At 72.0% G+C, this 15013-nt stretch carries 12 protein-coding genes; all 12 read right to left on the bottom strand.

What is annotated here, in order from left to right:
- Nucleotides 1–5 precede the first annotated feature (5 nt).
- The 12 genes from HEK131_RS10395 to HEK131_RS10340 all read right to left on the bottom strand — a co-directional run bounded on the left by HEK131_RS10395 (nucleotide 6) and on the right by HEK131_RS10340 (nucleotide 15013).
- Entirely contained in the window at nucleotides 6–2153 is a 2148-nt protein-coding gene (locus tag HEK131_RS10395; protein ID WP_217460936.1) for a primosomal protein N', read from the bottom strand.
- Between the two features lie 109 nt (nucleotides 2154–2262).
- Complete coding sequence (gene metK / locus HEK131_RS10390; RefSeq protein ID WP_030810578.1) at nucleotides 2263–3471, bottom strand: methionine adenosyltransferase; 1209 nt, start codon at nucleotides 3469–3471, stop codon at nucleotides 2263–2265.
- A gap of 263 nt (nucleotides 3472–3734) precedes the next feature.
- On the bottom strand, nucleotides 3735–4937 hold the full coding sequence (gene coaBC / locus HEK131_RS10385; RefSeq protein WP_217460934.1) for a bifunctional phosphopantothenoylcysteine decarboxylase/phosphopantothenate--cysteine ligase CoaBC: 1203 nt from the start codon (nucleotides 4935–4937) through the stop codon (nucleotides 3735–3737).
- 123 nt (nucleotides 4938–5060) lie between these two features.
- Nucleotides 5061–5333: a DNA-directed RNA polymerase subunit omega gene (rpoZ, locus tag HEK131_RS10380; protein WP_005319902.1), complete on the bottom strand. Its 273-nt coding sequence runs from the start codon at nucleotides 5331–5333 to the stop codon at nucleotides 5061–5063.
- Between the two features lie 97 nt (nucleotides 5334–5430).
- The gene (gmk, locus tag HEK131_RS10375) at nucleotides 5431–6024 is read right to left on the bottom strand and encodes a guanylate kinase (RefSeq protein ID WP_161150173.1); all 594 of its coding nucleotides are present in this window, start codon (nucleotides 6022–6024) and stop codon (nucleotides 5431–5433) included.
- Between the two features lie 60 nt (nucleotides 6025–6084).
- Entirely contained in the window at nucleotides 6085–6408 is a 324-nt protein-coding gene (locus HEK131_RS10370) for an integration host factor (protein ID WP_030810589.1), read from the bottom strand.
- Between the two features lie 255 nt (nucleotides 6409–6663).
- Entirely contained in the window at nucleotides 6664–7509 is an 846-nt protein-coding gene (gene pyrF / locus HEK131_RS10365) for an orotidine-5'-phosphate decarboxylase (protein ID WP_244334455.1), read from the bottom strand.
- On the bottom strand, nucleotides 7506–8612 hold the full coding sequence (locus HEK131_RS10360) for a quinone-dependent dihydroorotate dehydrogenase (protein WP_217460931.1): 1107 nt from the start codon (nucleotides 8610–8612) through the stop codon (nucleotides 7506–7508). Before HEK131_RS10360 ends, pyrF begins: the two co-directional genes overlap by 4 nt.
- A 78-nt stretch (nucleotides 8613–8690) precedes the next feature.
- The gene (gene carB / locus HEK131_RS10355) at nucleotides 8691–11999 is read right to left on the bottom strand and encodes a carbamoyl-phosphate synthase large subunit (protein ID WP_244334454.1); all 3309 of its coding nucleotides are present in this window, start codon (nucleotides 11997–11999) and stop codon (nucleotides 8691–8693) included.
- Nucleotides 11992–13149 (bottom strand): glutamine-hydrolyzing carbamoyl-phosphate synthase small subunit, encoded by a 1158-nt coding sequence (gene carA / locus HEK131_RS10350; protein WP_217460929.1) that lies wholly within the window; start codon nucleotides 13147–13149, stop codon nucleotides 11992–11994. The genes carB and carA overlap by 8 nt, the downstream gene beginning before the upstream one ends.
- The gene (locus tag HEK131_RS10345; RefSeq protein WP_217460928.1) at nucleotides 13146–13730 is read right to left on the bottom strand and encodes a hypothetical protein; all 585 of its coding nucleotides are present in this window, start codon (nucleotides 13728–13730) and stop codon (nucleotides 13146–13148) included. Before HEK131_RS10345 ends, carA begins: the two co-directional genes overlap by 4 nt.
- Nucleotides 13727–15013 carry a dihydroorotase gene (locus HEK131_RS10340; RefSeq protein WP_217460927.1) on the bottom strand — a complete coding sequence of 429 codons (1287 nt, stop codon included), beginning with the start codon at nucleotides 15011–15013 and terminating at the stop codon, nucleotides 13727–13729. The genes HEK131_RS10345 and HEK131_RS10340 overlap by 4 nt, the downstream gene beginning before the upstream one ends.

Genomic DNA, 15013 nt, shown 5'->3' with positions numbered 1-15013 from the left:
ACGTCTCAGCCGATGTCCGGCGGGTCGATCCGCACCCGTACCGGTTCCGCGCTGCCGCGGGCCATGCGGGCCGCCTGGGCCGTCTTGAGGGCGGCGGCCAGGGCGGAGCCGCTGCCCGGCGGCACCCGGATCAGCGCGCGTTCCCACTGCTCCCCCGGCGGGGGCGCGCCGGGCCTGCGCGGCCGGCCGGGGAGGGTCGGGGGCAGCGGTACCGGGCCGAGCACCTCGGCGTCCGGGGGCGATTCGACGGCGGCGAGGAACTCGGCGACCGCCTCGGGCGTCCCGGACACGGCCGCCATCCGGGACACCGGAGGGAAGCCCAGTTCGGCCCGCTCGGCCAGCTCGCGCACCGCGAACCCGACGGGGTCCCAGCGCACCAGCGCCTGCACGGGCCGCAGCGTCGGTTCGGCCACGACCACCACGGTCCCGCCCGCGCCCTGCGGCCGTACCAGCGCCGCCGCCGCGATCCACCGGCGCAGCGCGTCCTCGCCGGAGCGCAGGTCGGGCCGTCCGAGCATGGCCCAGCCGTCGAGCAGCAGCGCGGCCGCGTAACCGCCCTCGGCGACCGGTTCGGCGCCCGGTGTGCTCACGACCAGCGCGGGGGCGTCCGGCACGGTGTCGAGCACGTGCTCGCGGCCGGAGGTGCGCACTGGCACGGCGGGAAACGCCCGCCCCAGCTCCTCCGCCGTCCGGCGCGCTCCGACCACCTGGGCGCGCAGCCGGAAGCCGCCGCACTCGGGGCAGTGCCAGGAGTGCTCCTGGCGCCCGCACCACTCGCAGCGCAGCGCCCCGGCGTCCTGCGCCTGGAGCGGCCCGGCGCAGTGCGCGCAGCGCGCGGGTGCCCGGCACTGGGCGCAGGCCAGGCGCGGCACGTACCCGCGCCGGGGCACCTGCACCAGCACCGGGCCGCTCTTGAGGCCTTCCCTGACCGCCTGCCAGGCGAGGCTGGGCAGGCGGGCGGCGCGGGCGGCCTCGTCGCGCGCGAGGTCGCCGTCGCCGACGGTCCGCACCAGTGGCGCGGCCCGGCGGACCTGGTCGCGTCCGGCGGTCAGGGGCCGCGCCCATCCGCTCTCGACGAGTTGCGCGGCCTCCACCGTGCAGCTCCGACCACCCACCAGGAAGGCGCACTTGTCCAGCGAGGCCCGCAGCAGCAGGACGTCGCGGGCGTGCGGCTGGGGTGCGTGCTGTTCGCTGTGGCTGTCGTCGCCGTCGTCCCAGATGGCCACGAGCCCCAGGTCCCGCACCGGCGCGAACATGGCGGCCCGGGTGCCGACGACCGCCCGTACGGAACCGCGCCGCACCGCGAGCCACTGCGCGTACCGCTTCTCGGGCCCGGCGTCGGCGGTGAGCAGCGCGTGGTGGCCCTCGCCGAGCAGCGCGGTCAGCGCGGCGTCGACCCGCGCGGCGGCCCGCCCGTCGGGGACGACGACCAGCGCGCCGCGTCCCGAGGCGAGGGTGGCGGCGACGGCACGGGCCAGTTCCTCGCTCCACTCGGGCCCCGGCAGGGTGTTCCACACCGCTCGGGGCGAGCCGCCGGAGGCCAGGGCGTCGAGGAAGGCGGGACCGTGCTCGTAACGCGCCCAGGTGCCCGCCTCCGGGGCGGGGGGCGCGGGCAGCGGCTCCGGGGAGGCGCGGCGCTCGGCACGGGCGCTGCGCGGCGGTACGGCCAGTTGCAGCACGTCGGCGAGGCTGCCCGCGTACCGGTCGGCGACGGCGCGGGCGAGACCGAGGAGTTCCTCGCCGAGCACCGGCTCCGGGGAGACGACCGCCGCGAGGGCGGCCAGCGGCCCTGAGTAGTCGGACTCGGCCCGCCGTTCGATCAGGAAGCCGTCGATGAGGCCGCCGCCCTCGCGGCGTCCGTCGCGCACCCGGTGCCGGCCGGCGCCGAACCGCACCCGGACCCGCACGCCGGGCTGCGCGTCGGCGTCCATCTCCTCGGGCACGGCGTAGTCGAAGTAGCGGTCGAGGTGGAGGACGCCCTTGTCGACGAGCACCCGGGCGACGGGCCGGTCCTTGGCCAGCGCCGCACCCCGCCAGGTGCGCGGCTTGGCCCGGGGTACGTCGGCCTCGCGCACGCTCTCCCGGATGAGCGCGAGCTGCTCCGGCGCCGGTCCCTCGGCCCCGCCGTCCCCCGGCCCGTTCTCGCTGCTCACGCTTGCATTCTTACCAAAGACCACCGACAACACCGCCCGCCGAGACGCCCGGAGCACGCCGAGGCCCGGCGCCCCTTGGGGAGCCGGGCCTCGGTTCTCGCGGTTCGGGTCAGACGCCGGCGGCCTTGCGCAGGGCGTCGACGCGGTCCGTGCGCTCCCAGGTGAAGTCGGGGATCTCACGGCCGAAGTGGCCGTAGGCCGCCGTCTGGGCGTAGATCGGACGCAGCAGGTCGAGGTCGCGGATGATCGCGGCCGGACGGAGGTCGAAGACCTCGTCGATGGCCTTCTCGATCTTCTCGGGCTCGATCTTGGCGGTGCCGAAGGTCTCCACGAAGAGACCGACCGGCTCGGCCTTGCCGATCGCGTAGGCGACCTGGACCTCGCAGCGGGAGGCCAGCCCGGCCGCCACCACGTTCTTGGCGACCCAGCGCATCGCGTAGGCGGCCGAGCGGTCCACCTTGGACGGGTCCTTGCCCGAGAAGGCGCCGCCACCGTGGCGGGCGAAGCCGCCGTAGGTGTCGATGATGATCTTGCGGCCGGTGAGGCCGGCGTCGCCCATCGGGCCGCCGATCTCGAAGCGGCCGGTCGGGTTCACCAGCAGGCGGTAGCCCTCGGTGTCGATCTTGATGCCCTCGTCCAGCAGGGCCTTCAGCTCGGGCTCGACCACGAACTCGCGGATGTCGGGCGCGAGCAGCGACTCCAGGTCGATGTCGGAGGCGTGCTGGGAGGACACCACGACGGTGTCGAGGCGGACGGCCTTGTCGCCGTCGTACTCGATGGTGACCTGGGTCTTGCCGTCGGGGCGCAGGTAGGGGATGGTGCCGTTCTTGCGGACCTCGGAGAGGCGCTTGGACAGGCGGTGCGCCAGGAAGATCGGCAGCGGCATCAGCGTCGGCGTCTCGTCCGAGGCGTAGCCGAACATCAGGCCCTGGTCGCCGGCGCCCTGCTTGTCCAGCTCGTCCTCGTCGCCCTCGACACGGGACTCGTACGCCGTGTCGACGCCCTGCGCGATGTCCGGGGACTGCGCGCCGATGGACACCGAGACGCCGCAGGAGGCGCCGTCGAAGCCCTTCTTGGAGGAGTCGTAGCCGATCTCCAGGATCTTCTCGCGCACCAGTTGGGCGATGGGCGCGTAGGCCTTGGTGGTGACCTCGCCGGCCACGTGCACCAGGCCGGTGGTGATCAGCGTCTCGACGGCGACGCGGGACGAGGGGTCCTCGCGGAGCAGCGCGTCGAGAATGGTGTCGCTGATCTGGTCAGCGATCTTGTCGGGGTGACCTTCGGTCACGGACTCCGAGGTGAACAGGCGACGGGACACAACGCTCCCTGGGGTTGCAGCGGCTGCTGGCTGATCATTGAAGGACCACACCGGGAGCTGCGCCCAGCGTCGTCCGTGAACAGTTTATCGGTCGCACCTGGCCACAAGGCCACCCGTTCTCGACCAGCGAGAACGCTGTGACCTGCGGCACAGGCATTCTGCCCGCTGGTGCGTGGCGTTGACCAGATCCGCCACGCGCCATCGCGGTGTGAAAAAAAGACTCCGAGTGGCCGAAAACGACCACCTCGGACGGCCCAGGGCCATCAGCCCAGCCGGGCCGCCACCAGGTCCCAGACGGTGTCGGCCAGGTCTTCCTTGGGTCCGTGCGGTACCGCCGTCTCGGTGCCGTCGGCGCCGAGGACGACCGCCTCGTTCTCCTCCGAGCCGAACGTCCTGCGCTCCCCCACCTCGTTCACCACGAGCAGATCGCAGCCCTTGCGGGCGAGCTTGGCGCGGCCGTTGGCGAGCACGTCGTCGGTCTCGGCGGCGAAGCCGACGACGACCTGGGAGGGGCGGGCGCGCTCGGCGGAGATCTCCGCGAGCACGTCGGGGTTGCGCACCAGGGTGACCGGCTCGGGCTCCTGGCCGTCCTTCTTCTTGATCTTCCCGCTCGCGTAGACCGCCGGGCGGAAGTCGGCGACGGCGGCGGCCATGACCACGGCGTCGGCGTCGGCCGCGGCCTTGAGCACCGCCTCGCGGAGCTGGACGGCGGTGCCGACGCGCACGATGTCCACCCCGGCCGGGTCGGGCAGCTCCGCATTGGCCGAGACCAATGTCACGCGGGCCCCGCGCGCGGCGGCGGTCCGGGCCAGGGCGTATCCCTGCTTGCCGGAGGAGCGGTTGCCGAGGAAGCGCACCGGGTCGAGCGGCTCACGGGTGCCGCCCGCCGAGACCACCACATGGCGGCCGGCGAGGTCGGGCCCGGCCACGCCCCTAGCCAGCACCCTGCGGCACACCTCGAAGATCTCGGCCGGGTCGGGCAGCCGCCCCTTGCCGGTGTCGACGCCGGTGAGGCGGCCGACGGCGGGCTCGATGACGACGGCGCCCCGTCGGCGCAGGGTGGCCACGTTCTCCTGGGTGGCCGGGTGCTCCCACATCTCGGTGTGCATCGCCGGGGCGAAGACCACCGGGCAGCGCGCGGTGAGCAGCGTGTTGGTGAGCAGGTCGTCGGCGAGGCCGTGGGCGGCCTTGGCGAGCATGTCGGCGGTGGCGGGCGCGACGACCACCAGGTCGGCGTGCTGGCCGATGCGCACGTGCGGGACCTCGTGGACGGCGTCCCAGACCTCGGTGGAGACCGGGTTCCCGGACAGCGCGGACCACGTGGCGGCGCCGACGAAGTGCAGCGCGGACGCGGTCGGCACCACCCGCACGTCGTGCCCCGACTCCGTGAACCGCCTCAGCAGCTCACAGGACTTGTACGCGGCGATGCCGCCGCTGACGCCCAGCACGACCTTCGGCTTGTCCACCGTCTCTCCCCGGACTTTCGAGAACCTTTGACACCCATGACACACCACAGGCCCGGCAGCATGACTGCCGGGCCTGTGGATAAGTCAGCCGCGATCTGAAAGTACGACCGCGATCTGGAGGTACTACTGGGCCGGGCCCTCGATGGCCTCGGAGGTCAGCAGACCGGCGTTGATCTCACGCAGCGCGATCGAGAGCGGCTTCTCGTGGACGTGGGTGTCGACGAGCGGACCGACGTACTCGAGGAGGCCCTCACCGAGCTGCGAGTAGTACGCGTTGATCTGACGGGCACGCTTGGCCGCGTAGATCACGAGGCTGTACTTCGAGTCGGTGGCCTCGAGGAGCTCGTCGATCGGAGGGTTGATGATGCCCTCGGGCGCGGTGATGGAAGAGGACACGCTCTGCCTTCCGATGGATGGGAAAGATTCAGTCGGTGCGCGTCTCAGGACGAGACGCGGTGACCCGTCCGTACCGTTCGAGGGACGGCGGTCACGATCACACAACGTCCATCAAGGCTAGCAGCTCCCCGGCCACGTCCTCGACGGAGGTGTTGACCAGCGTCACGTCGAACTCGGGCTCGGCCGCCAGTTCCGTCCTGGCCGCCTCCAGCCGGCGCTCGATGACCTCCGGCGGTTCGGTGCCGCGGCCGGTGAGCCTGCGCACCAGTTCCTCCCAGGAGGGCGGGGCCAGGAACACCAACTGGGCGTCGGACATCGACTCGCGGACCTGCCGGGCGCCCTGGAGGTCGATCTCCAGCAGCACCGGCTCGCCCTTCTCCAGCCGCTCCAGCACGGCCGCGCGGGGCGTGCCGTAGCGGTTGCCGGCGAACTCGGCCCACTCCAGCAGCTCGCCGTTGGCGATCAGCTTGTCCATCTCCTCGTCGCTGACGAAGAAGTAGTGGACGCCGTGCTCCTCGCCGGGGCGCGGCTTACGGGTGGTCGCGGACACCGACAGCCAGACGTCGGGGTGCGCCTTGCGCATATGGGCGACGACCGTGCTCTTGCCGACCCCGGAGGGGCCGGAGAGCACGGTCAGCCGCGGACGTGCGTCCGGGGGTACGGGGGTCGCGCCCCGGATTGATGAAGCCATGCAGCGATTATTCCAGCAATCCCGGAGTGTCCGGGACTCCGGTCCGGGCGGTGCCCGGACTCAGGAGCCGGTGCTGCCGAACTCACGCTCCAGGGAAGCGATCTGGTTGGAACCGAGGCCGCGCACCCGGCGGCTCTCGGAGATCCCCAGACGCTCCATGATCTGCTTGGCGCGGACCTTGCCCACGCCCGGCAGGGACTCCAGAAGGGCCGAGACCTTCATCTTGCCGATGACCTCGTTCTCCTGGCCCTGCTTGATGACCTCGTGCAGCGAGGCGCCGGAGTGCTTGAGTCGATTCTTGACCTCGGCCCGCTCCCGGCGAGCCGCGGCGGCCTTTTCGAGCGCGGCTGCGCGCTGTTCAGGGGTAAGGGGCGGAAGAGCCACGCCTACGTCACCTCGGATGTCGAACTGTCGGATACGGACCGGTGAGGAACCTAGTCGCCCCACACCTGGGGAGGGACGAGCAACACGCTCGCCCGCTCTCACTGCTCGGAGACTAGCGGGCAAGTTCGCCAGAGTCAGCGAGAACAGCGGAAAAGTCCTGGTCAGCCTCCGTGAGGTCGGACTTTTCCGGCATACTGCCCATGATTCGGGGATCTATTCGCCTCTCGGACCCCTGGTCGAGGTCGTCCGCGGTGCTCAGGCGCCGGCGACTGCGGCCCGGATCTCCCGCGCGAACTCCTCGGTGGCCGCCCGCAGCGCCGCCACGTCGGGCCCGTGCCGCAGCACGCCCCGGCTGACGTTCGGCACCACGTTGCCCACGGCCCGCCCGAACACCGCCGGGAGGTCGGCCGGGGTGGCACCCTGGGCGCCGACGCCTGGGGCGAGCAGCGGGCCGTTGATGGCGAGGTCGTACGAGGACAGGTCGCCCACGGTGGCGCCGACGACCGCACCGAAGGAGCCGAGGGGCTCGGCGCCCGCGTTCTCGGCGGCGAGGTGCGCCAGCACGGTGGCGGCGACCGTACGGCCGTCCGCGCGCACCGCGTGCTGCACCTCCGGGCCCTCCGGGTTGGAGGTCAGCGCGAGCACGAACAGCCCGGCGCCGTTCTCCCGGGCCAGCTCGACCGCCGGGGCGAGCGAGCCGTAGCCGAGGTACGGGGAGACGGTGAGCGCGTCCGAGAACAGCGGGGCGTCCTTGTGCAGGAACGCCTGTGCGTACCCGGCCATGGTGGAGCCGATGTCGCCGCGCTTGGCGTCCATCACGACCAGGGCGCCCGCCGCGCGGGTCTCCTCGACCGTGCGCTCCAGGACGGCGACACCGCGCGAGCCGAACCGCTCGAAGAAGGCGCTCTGCGGCTTGACGACGGCGACCCGGTCGGCGATCGCCTCGACGACCGTGCGGCTGAACCGCTCCAGACCGTTCACGTCGTCGTTCAGGCCCCAGGAAGCGAGCAGCGAGGCGTGCGGGTCGATGCCGACGCACAGCGGCCCGCGCTCGTCCATGGCGCGCCGCAGCCGGGCACCGAAGGGGTCGTTGGCGCTCATGCGGAGTTCCTGACGTCGGCGCCGACCGCGTCGGCGAGGGTGGCGTACGGGCTGGCGTCCAGCCGGGCGGCGAGGCCCTTGTGGACGGCACGGGTCCAGAAGGGGCCCTCGTAGACGAAGGCGCTGTAGCCCTGGACCAGGGTGGCGCCGGCCAGGATGCGCTGCCAGGCGTCCTCGGCGGTCTCGATGCCGCCGACGCCGACCAGGGTGATGCGGTCGCCCACGCGCGCGTAGAGGCGGCGCAGCACCTCCAGGGAGCGCGTCTTGAGGGGTGCGCCGGACAGCCCGCCGGTCTCCTTGACCAGCGAGGGGGTGGAGCGCAGGCCGAGGCCCTCGCGGGCGATGGTGGTGTTGGTGGCGATGATGCCGTCGAGTCCGAGTTCCACGGCGAGGTCAGCGACGGCGTCGACGTCCTCGTCCGCCAGGTCGGGGGCGATCTTCACCAGGAGCGGGACACGGCGGTCGCCGGTGGCGCGGTCGGCGGCCTCGCGCACGGCGCTCAGCAGCGGCCGCAGCGCCTCGGTGGCCTGGAGGTCGCGCAGGCCGGGGGTGTTCGGGGAGGAGACGTTCACCACGAGGTAGTCGGCGTGCGGGGCGAGCCGCTCGGCGGACTTCACGTAGTCGGCGACGGCGTCCGCCTCGGCGACGGCCTTGGTCTTGCCGATGTTGACGCCGACGACCGTACGGAAGACCGGGCGGCGCGAGGCGAGGCGGGCGGCGACGGCGAGGGAGCCCTCGTTGTTGAAGCCCATGCGGTTGATCAGCGCGCGGTCGGCGACCAGCCGGAACAGCCGCTGCTTCGGGTTGCCGGGCTGGGCCTCGCCGGTGACGGTGCCGATCTCGACGTGGTCGAAGCCGAGCATGGAGAGCCCGTCGATCCCGACGGCGTTCTTGTCGAAGCCCGCGGCGAGCCCGAAGGGGCCGTGCATGCGCAGGCCGAGGGCCTCGGTGCGCAGTTGCCCGTACCGGGGGGCGAGCGCGGCGGCGGCGAAGGTGCGCAGGACGGGGACCCGGGCGAGGGCGCGGATCCAGCGGAAGGCGAGGTTGTGGGCCTGTTCCGGGTCCATCCGCTGGAAGAGCAGCCGGAAGAACAGCTTGTACATGTGGGGAGTCCTCGAGGGCGGGGGCGGGCGTGGCTCATGAAGAGGGGGACACCGTTTCCGGTGTCCCCCTCGGCGCGGCTAGTCGCGGGCCGCGTTCAGATGTTCCGCGTGCTCCTGGAGGGAGCGGACGCCCACGTCACCGCGGCCGAGGGCGTCGATGCCCTGGACGGCGGCGGCGAGCGCCTGGACGGTGGTCAGGCACGGTACCGAGCGGGCCACGGCCGCCGTACGGATGTCGTAGCCGTCGAGGCGGCCGCCGGTGCCGTAGGGCGTGTTGACGATGAGGTCGACCTCGCCGTCGTGGATGAGCTGGACGATGGTCCGCTCGCCGTCGGGGCCGGTGCCCTCGGACTGCTTGCGCACGACGGTGGCGTTGATGCCGTTGCGCCTGAGGACCTCGGCGGTGCCGGAGGTGGCCAGCAGCTCGAAGCCGTGGGCGACCAGCTCGCGGGCCGGGAAGATCATCGAGCGCTTGTCGCGGTTGGCGACCGAGATGAACGCGCGGCCCTTGGTGGGCAGCGGGCCGTACGCGCCCGCCTGCGACTTGGCGTACGCCGTGCCGAAGACGGAGTCGATGCCCATGACCTCGCCGGTGGAGCGCATCTCCGGGCCGAGCACGGTGTCCACGCCGCGGCCCTGGATGTCCCGGAAGCGGGACCAGGGCATCACGGCCTCCTTGACGGAGATCGGCGCGTCCAGCGGGAGTTCGCCGCCGTCGCCGGTGGCGGGCAGCAGGCCCTCGGCGCGCAGCTCGGCGATGGTCGCGCCGAGCGAGATGCGGGCGGCGGCCTTGGCCAGCGGGACGGCGGTCGCCTTGGAGGTGAAGGGGACCGTGCGGGAGGCGCGCGGGTTGGCCTCCAGGACGTAGAGGATGTCGCCCGACATGGCGAACTGGATGTTGATCAGGCCGCGCACGCCGACGCCCTTGGCGATGGCCTCGGTGGAGGCGCGCAGCCGCTTGATGTCGAAGCCGCCCAGCGTGATCGGGGGCAGGGCGCACGCCGAGTCGCCGGAGTGGATGCCGGCCTCCTCGATGTGCTCCATGACGCCGCCGAGGTAGAGCTCCTCGCCGTCGTAGAGGGCGTCGACGTCGATCTCGATCGCGTCGTCCAGGAAGCGGTCCACGAGGACCGGCCGGGACGGGCTGATCTCGGTGGACTCCTCGATGTACGCGGAGAGGCGCTCCTCCTCGTACACGATCTCCATGCCGCGTCCGCCGAGGACGTAGGAGGGCCGGACGAGGACCGGGTAGCCGATCTCGTCCGCGATGGCCTTGGCCTCGGCGAAGGTGGTGGCGGTGCCGTGCTTGGGCGCGGGCAGGCCGGCCTCGGCGAGGACGCGGCCGAAGGCGCCCCGGTCCTCGGCGGCGTGGATGGCCTCGGGCGGGGTGCCGACGACCGGCACGCCGTTGTCCTTCAGCGCCTGGGCGAGGCCCAGCGGGGTCTGGCCGCCGAGCTGCACGATCACGCCGGCGATCGGGCCCGCGAGGGACTCGGCGTGGACGATCTCCAGCACGTCCTCCAGGGTGAGCGGCTCGAAGTAGAGCCGGTCGGAGGTGTCGTAGTCGGTGGAGACGGTCTCCGGGTTGCAGTTGACCATCACGGTCTCGTACCCGGCGTCGGAGAGCGCGAAGGAGGCGTGGACGCAGGAGTAGTCGAACTCGATGCCCTGGCCGATGCGGTTGGGCCCGGAGCCCAGGATGATCACGGCGGGCTTCTCGCGCGGCGCGACCTCGCTCTCCTCGTCGTAGGAGGAGTAGAAGTACGGCGTCTGGGCGGCGAACTCGGCGGCGCAGGTGTCGACCGTCTTGTAGACCGGGCGGATGCCGAGGACGTGCCGGACCTCGCGGACGACGTCCTCGCGCAGGCCCCGGATCTCACCGATCTGGAGGTCGGAGAAGCCGTGCCGCTTGGCCTCGGCGAGCAGCTCCGCGGTCAGCTCGGGGGCCTCGGCCAGCTCGTCGGCGGTCTCCTTGATCAGGAAGAGCTGGTCGACGAACCACGGGTCGATCTTCGTGTACTCGAAGATCTCCTCCGGCGTGGCGCCCGCGCGGATGGCCTGCATGACGGTGTTGATCCGGCCGTCGGTGGGGCGCACCGCCTCTTCGAGGAGGGCGGTCTTGTCGCCGGGCTCGCCCACGAAGGTGAACTGGCTGCCCTTCTTCTCCAGCGAGCGCAGCGCCTTCTGGAACGCCTCGGTGAAGTTGCGGCCGATGGCCATGGCCTCGCCGACCGACTTCATGGTGGTGGTCAGCGTGGAGTCGGCCTGCGGGAACTTCTCGAAGGCGAACCGGGGGGCCTTGACGACGACGTAGTCGAGCGTGGGCTCGAAGGAGGCCGGGGTCTCCTTCGTGATGTCGTTCGGGATCTCGTCCAGGGTGTAGCCGACGGCCAGCTTGGCGGCGATCTTGGCGATCGGGAAGCCGGTGGCCTTGGAGGCGAGCGCGGAGGACCGGGAGACGCGCGGGTTCATCTCGATGACGATGACCCGGCCGTCCTCGGGGTTCACCGCGAACTGGATGTTGCAGCCGCCGGTGTCCACGCCGACCTCGCGGATGATCGCGATGCCGACGTCGCGCAGAAGCTGGTACTCGCGGTCGGTGAGCGTCATCGAGGGCGCGACGGTGATGGAGTCGCCGGTGTGCACGCCCATCGGGTCGAAGTTCTCGATGGAGCAGACGACCACGACGTTGTCGTTCTTGTCGCGCATCAGCTCCAGCTCGTACTCCTTCCAGCCGAGGATGGACTCCTCCAGGAGCACCTCGGTGGTCGGGGAGAGCGTGAGGCCCTGGCCGGCGATGCGGCGCAGCTCGTCCTCGTCGTGGGCGAAGCCGGAGCCCGCGCCGCCCATGGTGAAGGAGGGGCGGACGACGACGGGGTAGCCGCCGAGCGTCTCGACGCCCTTCAGGACGTCGTCCATGGTGTGGCAGATGACCGAGCGGGCGGACTCGCCGTGGCCGGTCTTCTTGCGGACCTCCTCCACGACGTCCTTGAAGAGGTCGCGGTCCTCGCCCTTGTGGATCGCCTCGGGCTTGGCGCCGATCAGCTCGACGCCGTACTTCTCCAGCACACCGCTGTCGTGCAGGGAGATGGCGGTGTTCAGCGCGGTCTGGCCGCCGAGGGTGGGCAGGAGGGCGTCGGGGCGCTCCTTGGCGATGATCTTCTCGACGAACTCGGGGGTGATCGGCTCGACGTAGGTGGCGTCGGCGATCTCCGGGTCGGTCATGATCGTCGCCGGGTTGGAGTTGACGAGGATCACGCGCAGGCCCTCGGCCTTGAGCACGCGGCACGCCTGGGTGCCGGAGTAGTCGAACTCGGCGGCCTGACCGATCACGATCGGGCCCGAGCCGATGACCAGGACGGACTGGATATCGGAGCGCTTAGGCACGCTGGCCCTCCATCGTGGCGGTGCTCATCAAAGACGTGAAGCGGTCGAACAGGTAGGCGGCGTCGTGCGGGCCGGCCGCCGCCTCGGGGTGGTACTGGACCGAGAAGGCCGGCTGGTCGAGGAGCTGGAGACCCTCCACCACGTCGTCGTTGAGGCAGACGTGGGAGACCTGGGCGCGGCCGAACTTCGTGTCGCTGACCCGGTCGAGCGGGGCGTCGACGGCGAAGCCGTGGTTGTGCGCGGTGACCTCGACCTTGCCGGTGGTGCGGTCCTGGACCGGCTGGTTGATGCCGCGGTGGCCGTACTTCAGCTTGTAGGTGCCGAAGCCGAGCGCGCGGCCGAGGATCTGGTTGCCGAAGCAGATGCCGAACAGCGGGGTCTTCCGCTCCAGCACGGCGGTCATCAGGGCCACCGGGCCGTCGGCCGTGGCCGGGTCGCCGGGGCCGTTGGAGAAGAACACGCCGTCGGGGGCGACCGCGTAGACGTCCTCGGCCGTGGCGGTCGCCGGGAGCACGTGCACCTCTATGCCGCGCTCGGCCATCCGCTGCGGGGTCATGCCCTTGATGCCGAGGTCGATCGCGGCGACGGTGAACTTCTTCTCGCCGACCGCGGGGACGACGTACGCCTCCTTGGTGGCGACCTCCTCGTAGAGGCTCGCGCCCTTCATGTGCGGCTGGGCCTGGACCCGGGTCACCAGCTCGGCATCGGAGGCCAGCGCCTCGCCGGAGAAGATGCCGGCGCGCATGGAGCCGCGCTCGCGCAGGTGGCGGGTGAGGGCGCGGGTGTCGATGCCGCTGATGCCGACGACGCCCTGGGCTGTCAGCTCGTCGTCCAGGGAGCGCCGGGAGCGCCAGTTGGACGGCACGCGCGCGGGGTCGCGCACGACGTAGCCGGAGACCCAGATGCGGGCGGACTCGTCGTCCTCGTCGTTCCAGCCGGTGTTGCCGATCTGCGGGGCGGTGGCGACGACGATCTGGCGGTCGTAGGAGGGGTCGGTCAGGGTCTCCTGGTAGCCGGTCATGCCGGTGGAGAACACGGCCTCGCCGAAGGTCTCCCCCACGGCCCCGTAGGCGCGGCCGCGGAAGGTGCGGCCGTCCTCCAGGACGAGTACGGCGGGAGTCCTGGCGGCTCCCCTGGTGGAGGTCGTCATCGTGCGCCTTCCGTGTGGTTGGTCATCTGGTTCAGGGTCTCGACCCAGGTGGTGTGTTCGGCGGCGTGGTCGGAGCGGAAGCCGGAGTCGATCAGCTTCTCGCCGTGCGCCCAGGTCACCACGAGCAGTCCGCCCTCGGTGAGGACCTTGCCCGCGATGCCCTTGTCCAGCCGGGCGCCGCGCAGCGCCTCGACGGGGACGAAGAAGTCGGAGGCGCCGGGGCGCCCGACCACCAGGCCCGCGTCGGTGAGGGTCAGCTCGGCCCGGCTGCGGGAGCCCAGGCCGTGGGCCACGATCCGGTCCAGCCACTGCCCGGCGGTGGTGGAGCCGTGGTAGCGGCCGCTCATGGTCAGGATGGCCGGACCGGGGTCCTCCGGCACCTCGGGCAGCTCGGGCAGGTCGCTCTGGAGGGTGCCGCGCCACTTCCAGCCCTCGCGCATCAGCCAGTAGACGAGGGCGACGAAGAGGGCCAGTCCGACGAGCCAGCCCGCGCGGGCGGCCCAGTCGGTCACAGCGGCCGACTTCTTCTCGTCCGCCAGCCCCGTGGCGAGCGATACGGCGAGCTGAGTTGCAGGTGTCACGTGAGCTTCCCGTCCATGAGCGTGGCCTTGCCCCGCAGCCAGGTGTGGGTGACACGGCCCGGCAGCTCGCGGCCCTCGTAGGGGGTGTTGCGGCTGCGCGAGGCGAAGCGCGCGGGGTCCACCTGTCCACGGTAGGCCGTGTCCACGAGGGTGAGGTTGGCGGGCTCGCCCGCCGCGACCGGGCGGCCGTGGCCGGTGGCCTTGCCGATCCGGGCGGGGGTGAAGGACATCCGGTCGGCGACCTGGGCCCAGTCGAGCAGGCCGGTCTCGACCATGGTCTCCTGCACCACGGACAGCGCGGTCTCCAGGCCGACCATGCCCATGGCCGCCGCGGCCCACTCGCAGTCCTTGTCCTCGTGCGGGTGCGGGGCGTGGTCGGTGGCGACGATGTCGATCGTGCCGTCGGCCAGCGCCTCGCGCAGGGCGCGCACGTCGCGCTCGGTGCGCAGCGGCGGGTTGACCTTGTACGCCGGGTTGTAGGTGCGCACCATCTCCTCGGTCAGGAGCAGGTGGTGCGGGCACACCTCGGCGGTGACGTCGATACCGCGGGACTTGGCCCAGCGGATGATCTCCACCGAGCCGGCGGTGGAGAGGTGGCAGATGTGCAGGCGGGAGCCGACGTGCTCGGCGAGCAGCACGTCCCGCGCGATGATCGACTCCTCGGCGACGGCCGGCCAGCCGCCCAGCCCCAGTTCGGCGGAGACGACACCCTCGTTCATCTGGGCGCCCTCGGTGAGCCGGGGCTCCTGGGCGTGCTGGGCGATGACCCCGCCGAACGCCTTCACGTACTCCAGCGCGCGGCGCATGATGACCGCGTCGTCCACGCACTTGCCGTCGTCGGAGAAGACGTTGACCTCGGCGGCCGAGTCGTGCATGGCGCCCAGCTCGGCGAGCTTCTTGCCCTCCAGGCCGACGGTGACGGCGCCGATGGGGCGTACGTCGCAGTAGCCGGACTCCTTGCCGAGCCGCCAGACCTGCTCGACCACGCCGGCGGTGTCGGCGACGGGGAAGGTGTTGGCCATGGCGAAGACGGCGGTGAAGCCGCCGGAGGCGGCGGCGCGGGTGCCGGTCAGCACGGTCTCGGAGTCCTCGCGGCCCGGCTCGCGCAGATGGGTGTGCAGGTCGACCAGGCCCGGCAGCAGCACGCGGCCTTCGGCCTCGACGACCTCGGCGCCCTCGGCGGCGAGGCCGGTGCCGACCGCCTCGATCAGCTCCCCGTCGATCAGGACGTCCTGCGGCTCGCCCCCGAGCACCTTCGCACCACGGATCAGGATCTTGCTCAT

It is taken from the genome of Streptomyces seoulensis, assembly GCF_022846655.1.
Classification (GTDB): domain Bacteria; phylum Actinomycetota; class Actinomycetes; order Streptomycetales; family Streptomycetaceae; genus Streptomyces.
Note: the sequence above shows the minus strand (reverse complement) of the source record. Positions and strands in the feature narration are given on the sequence as shown.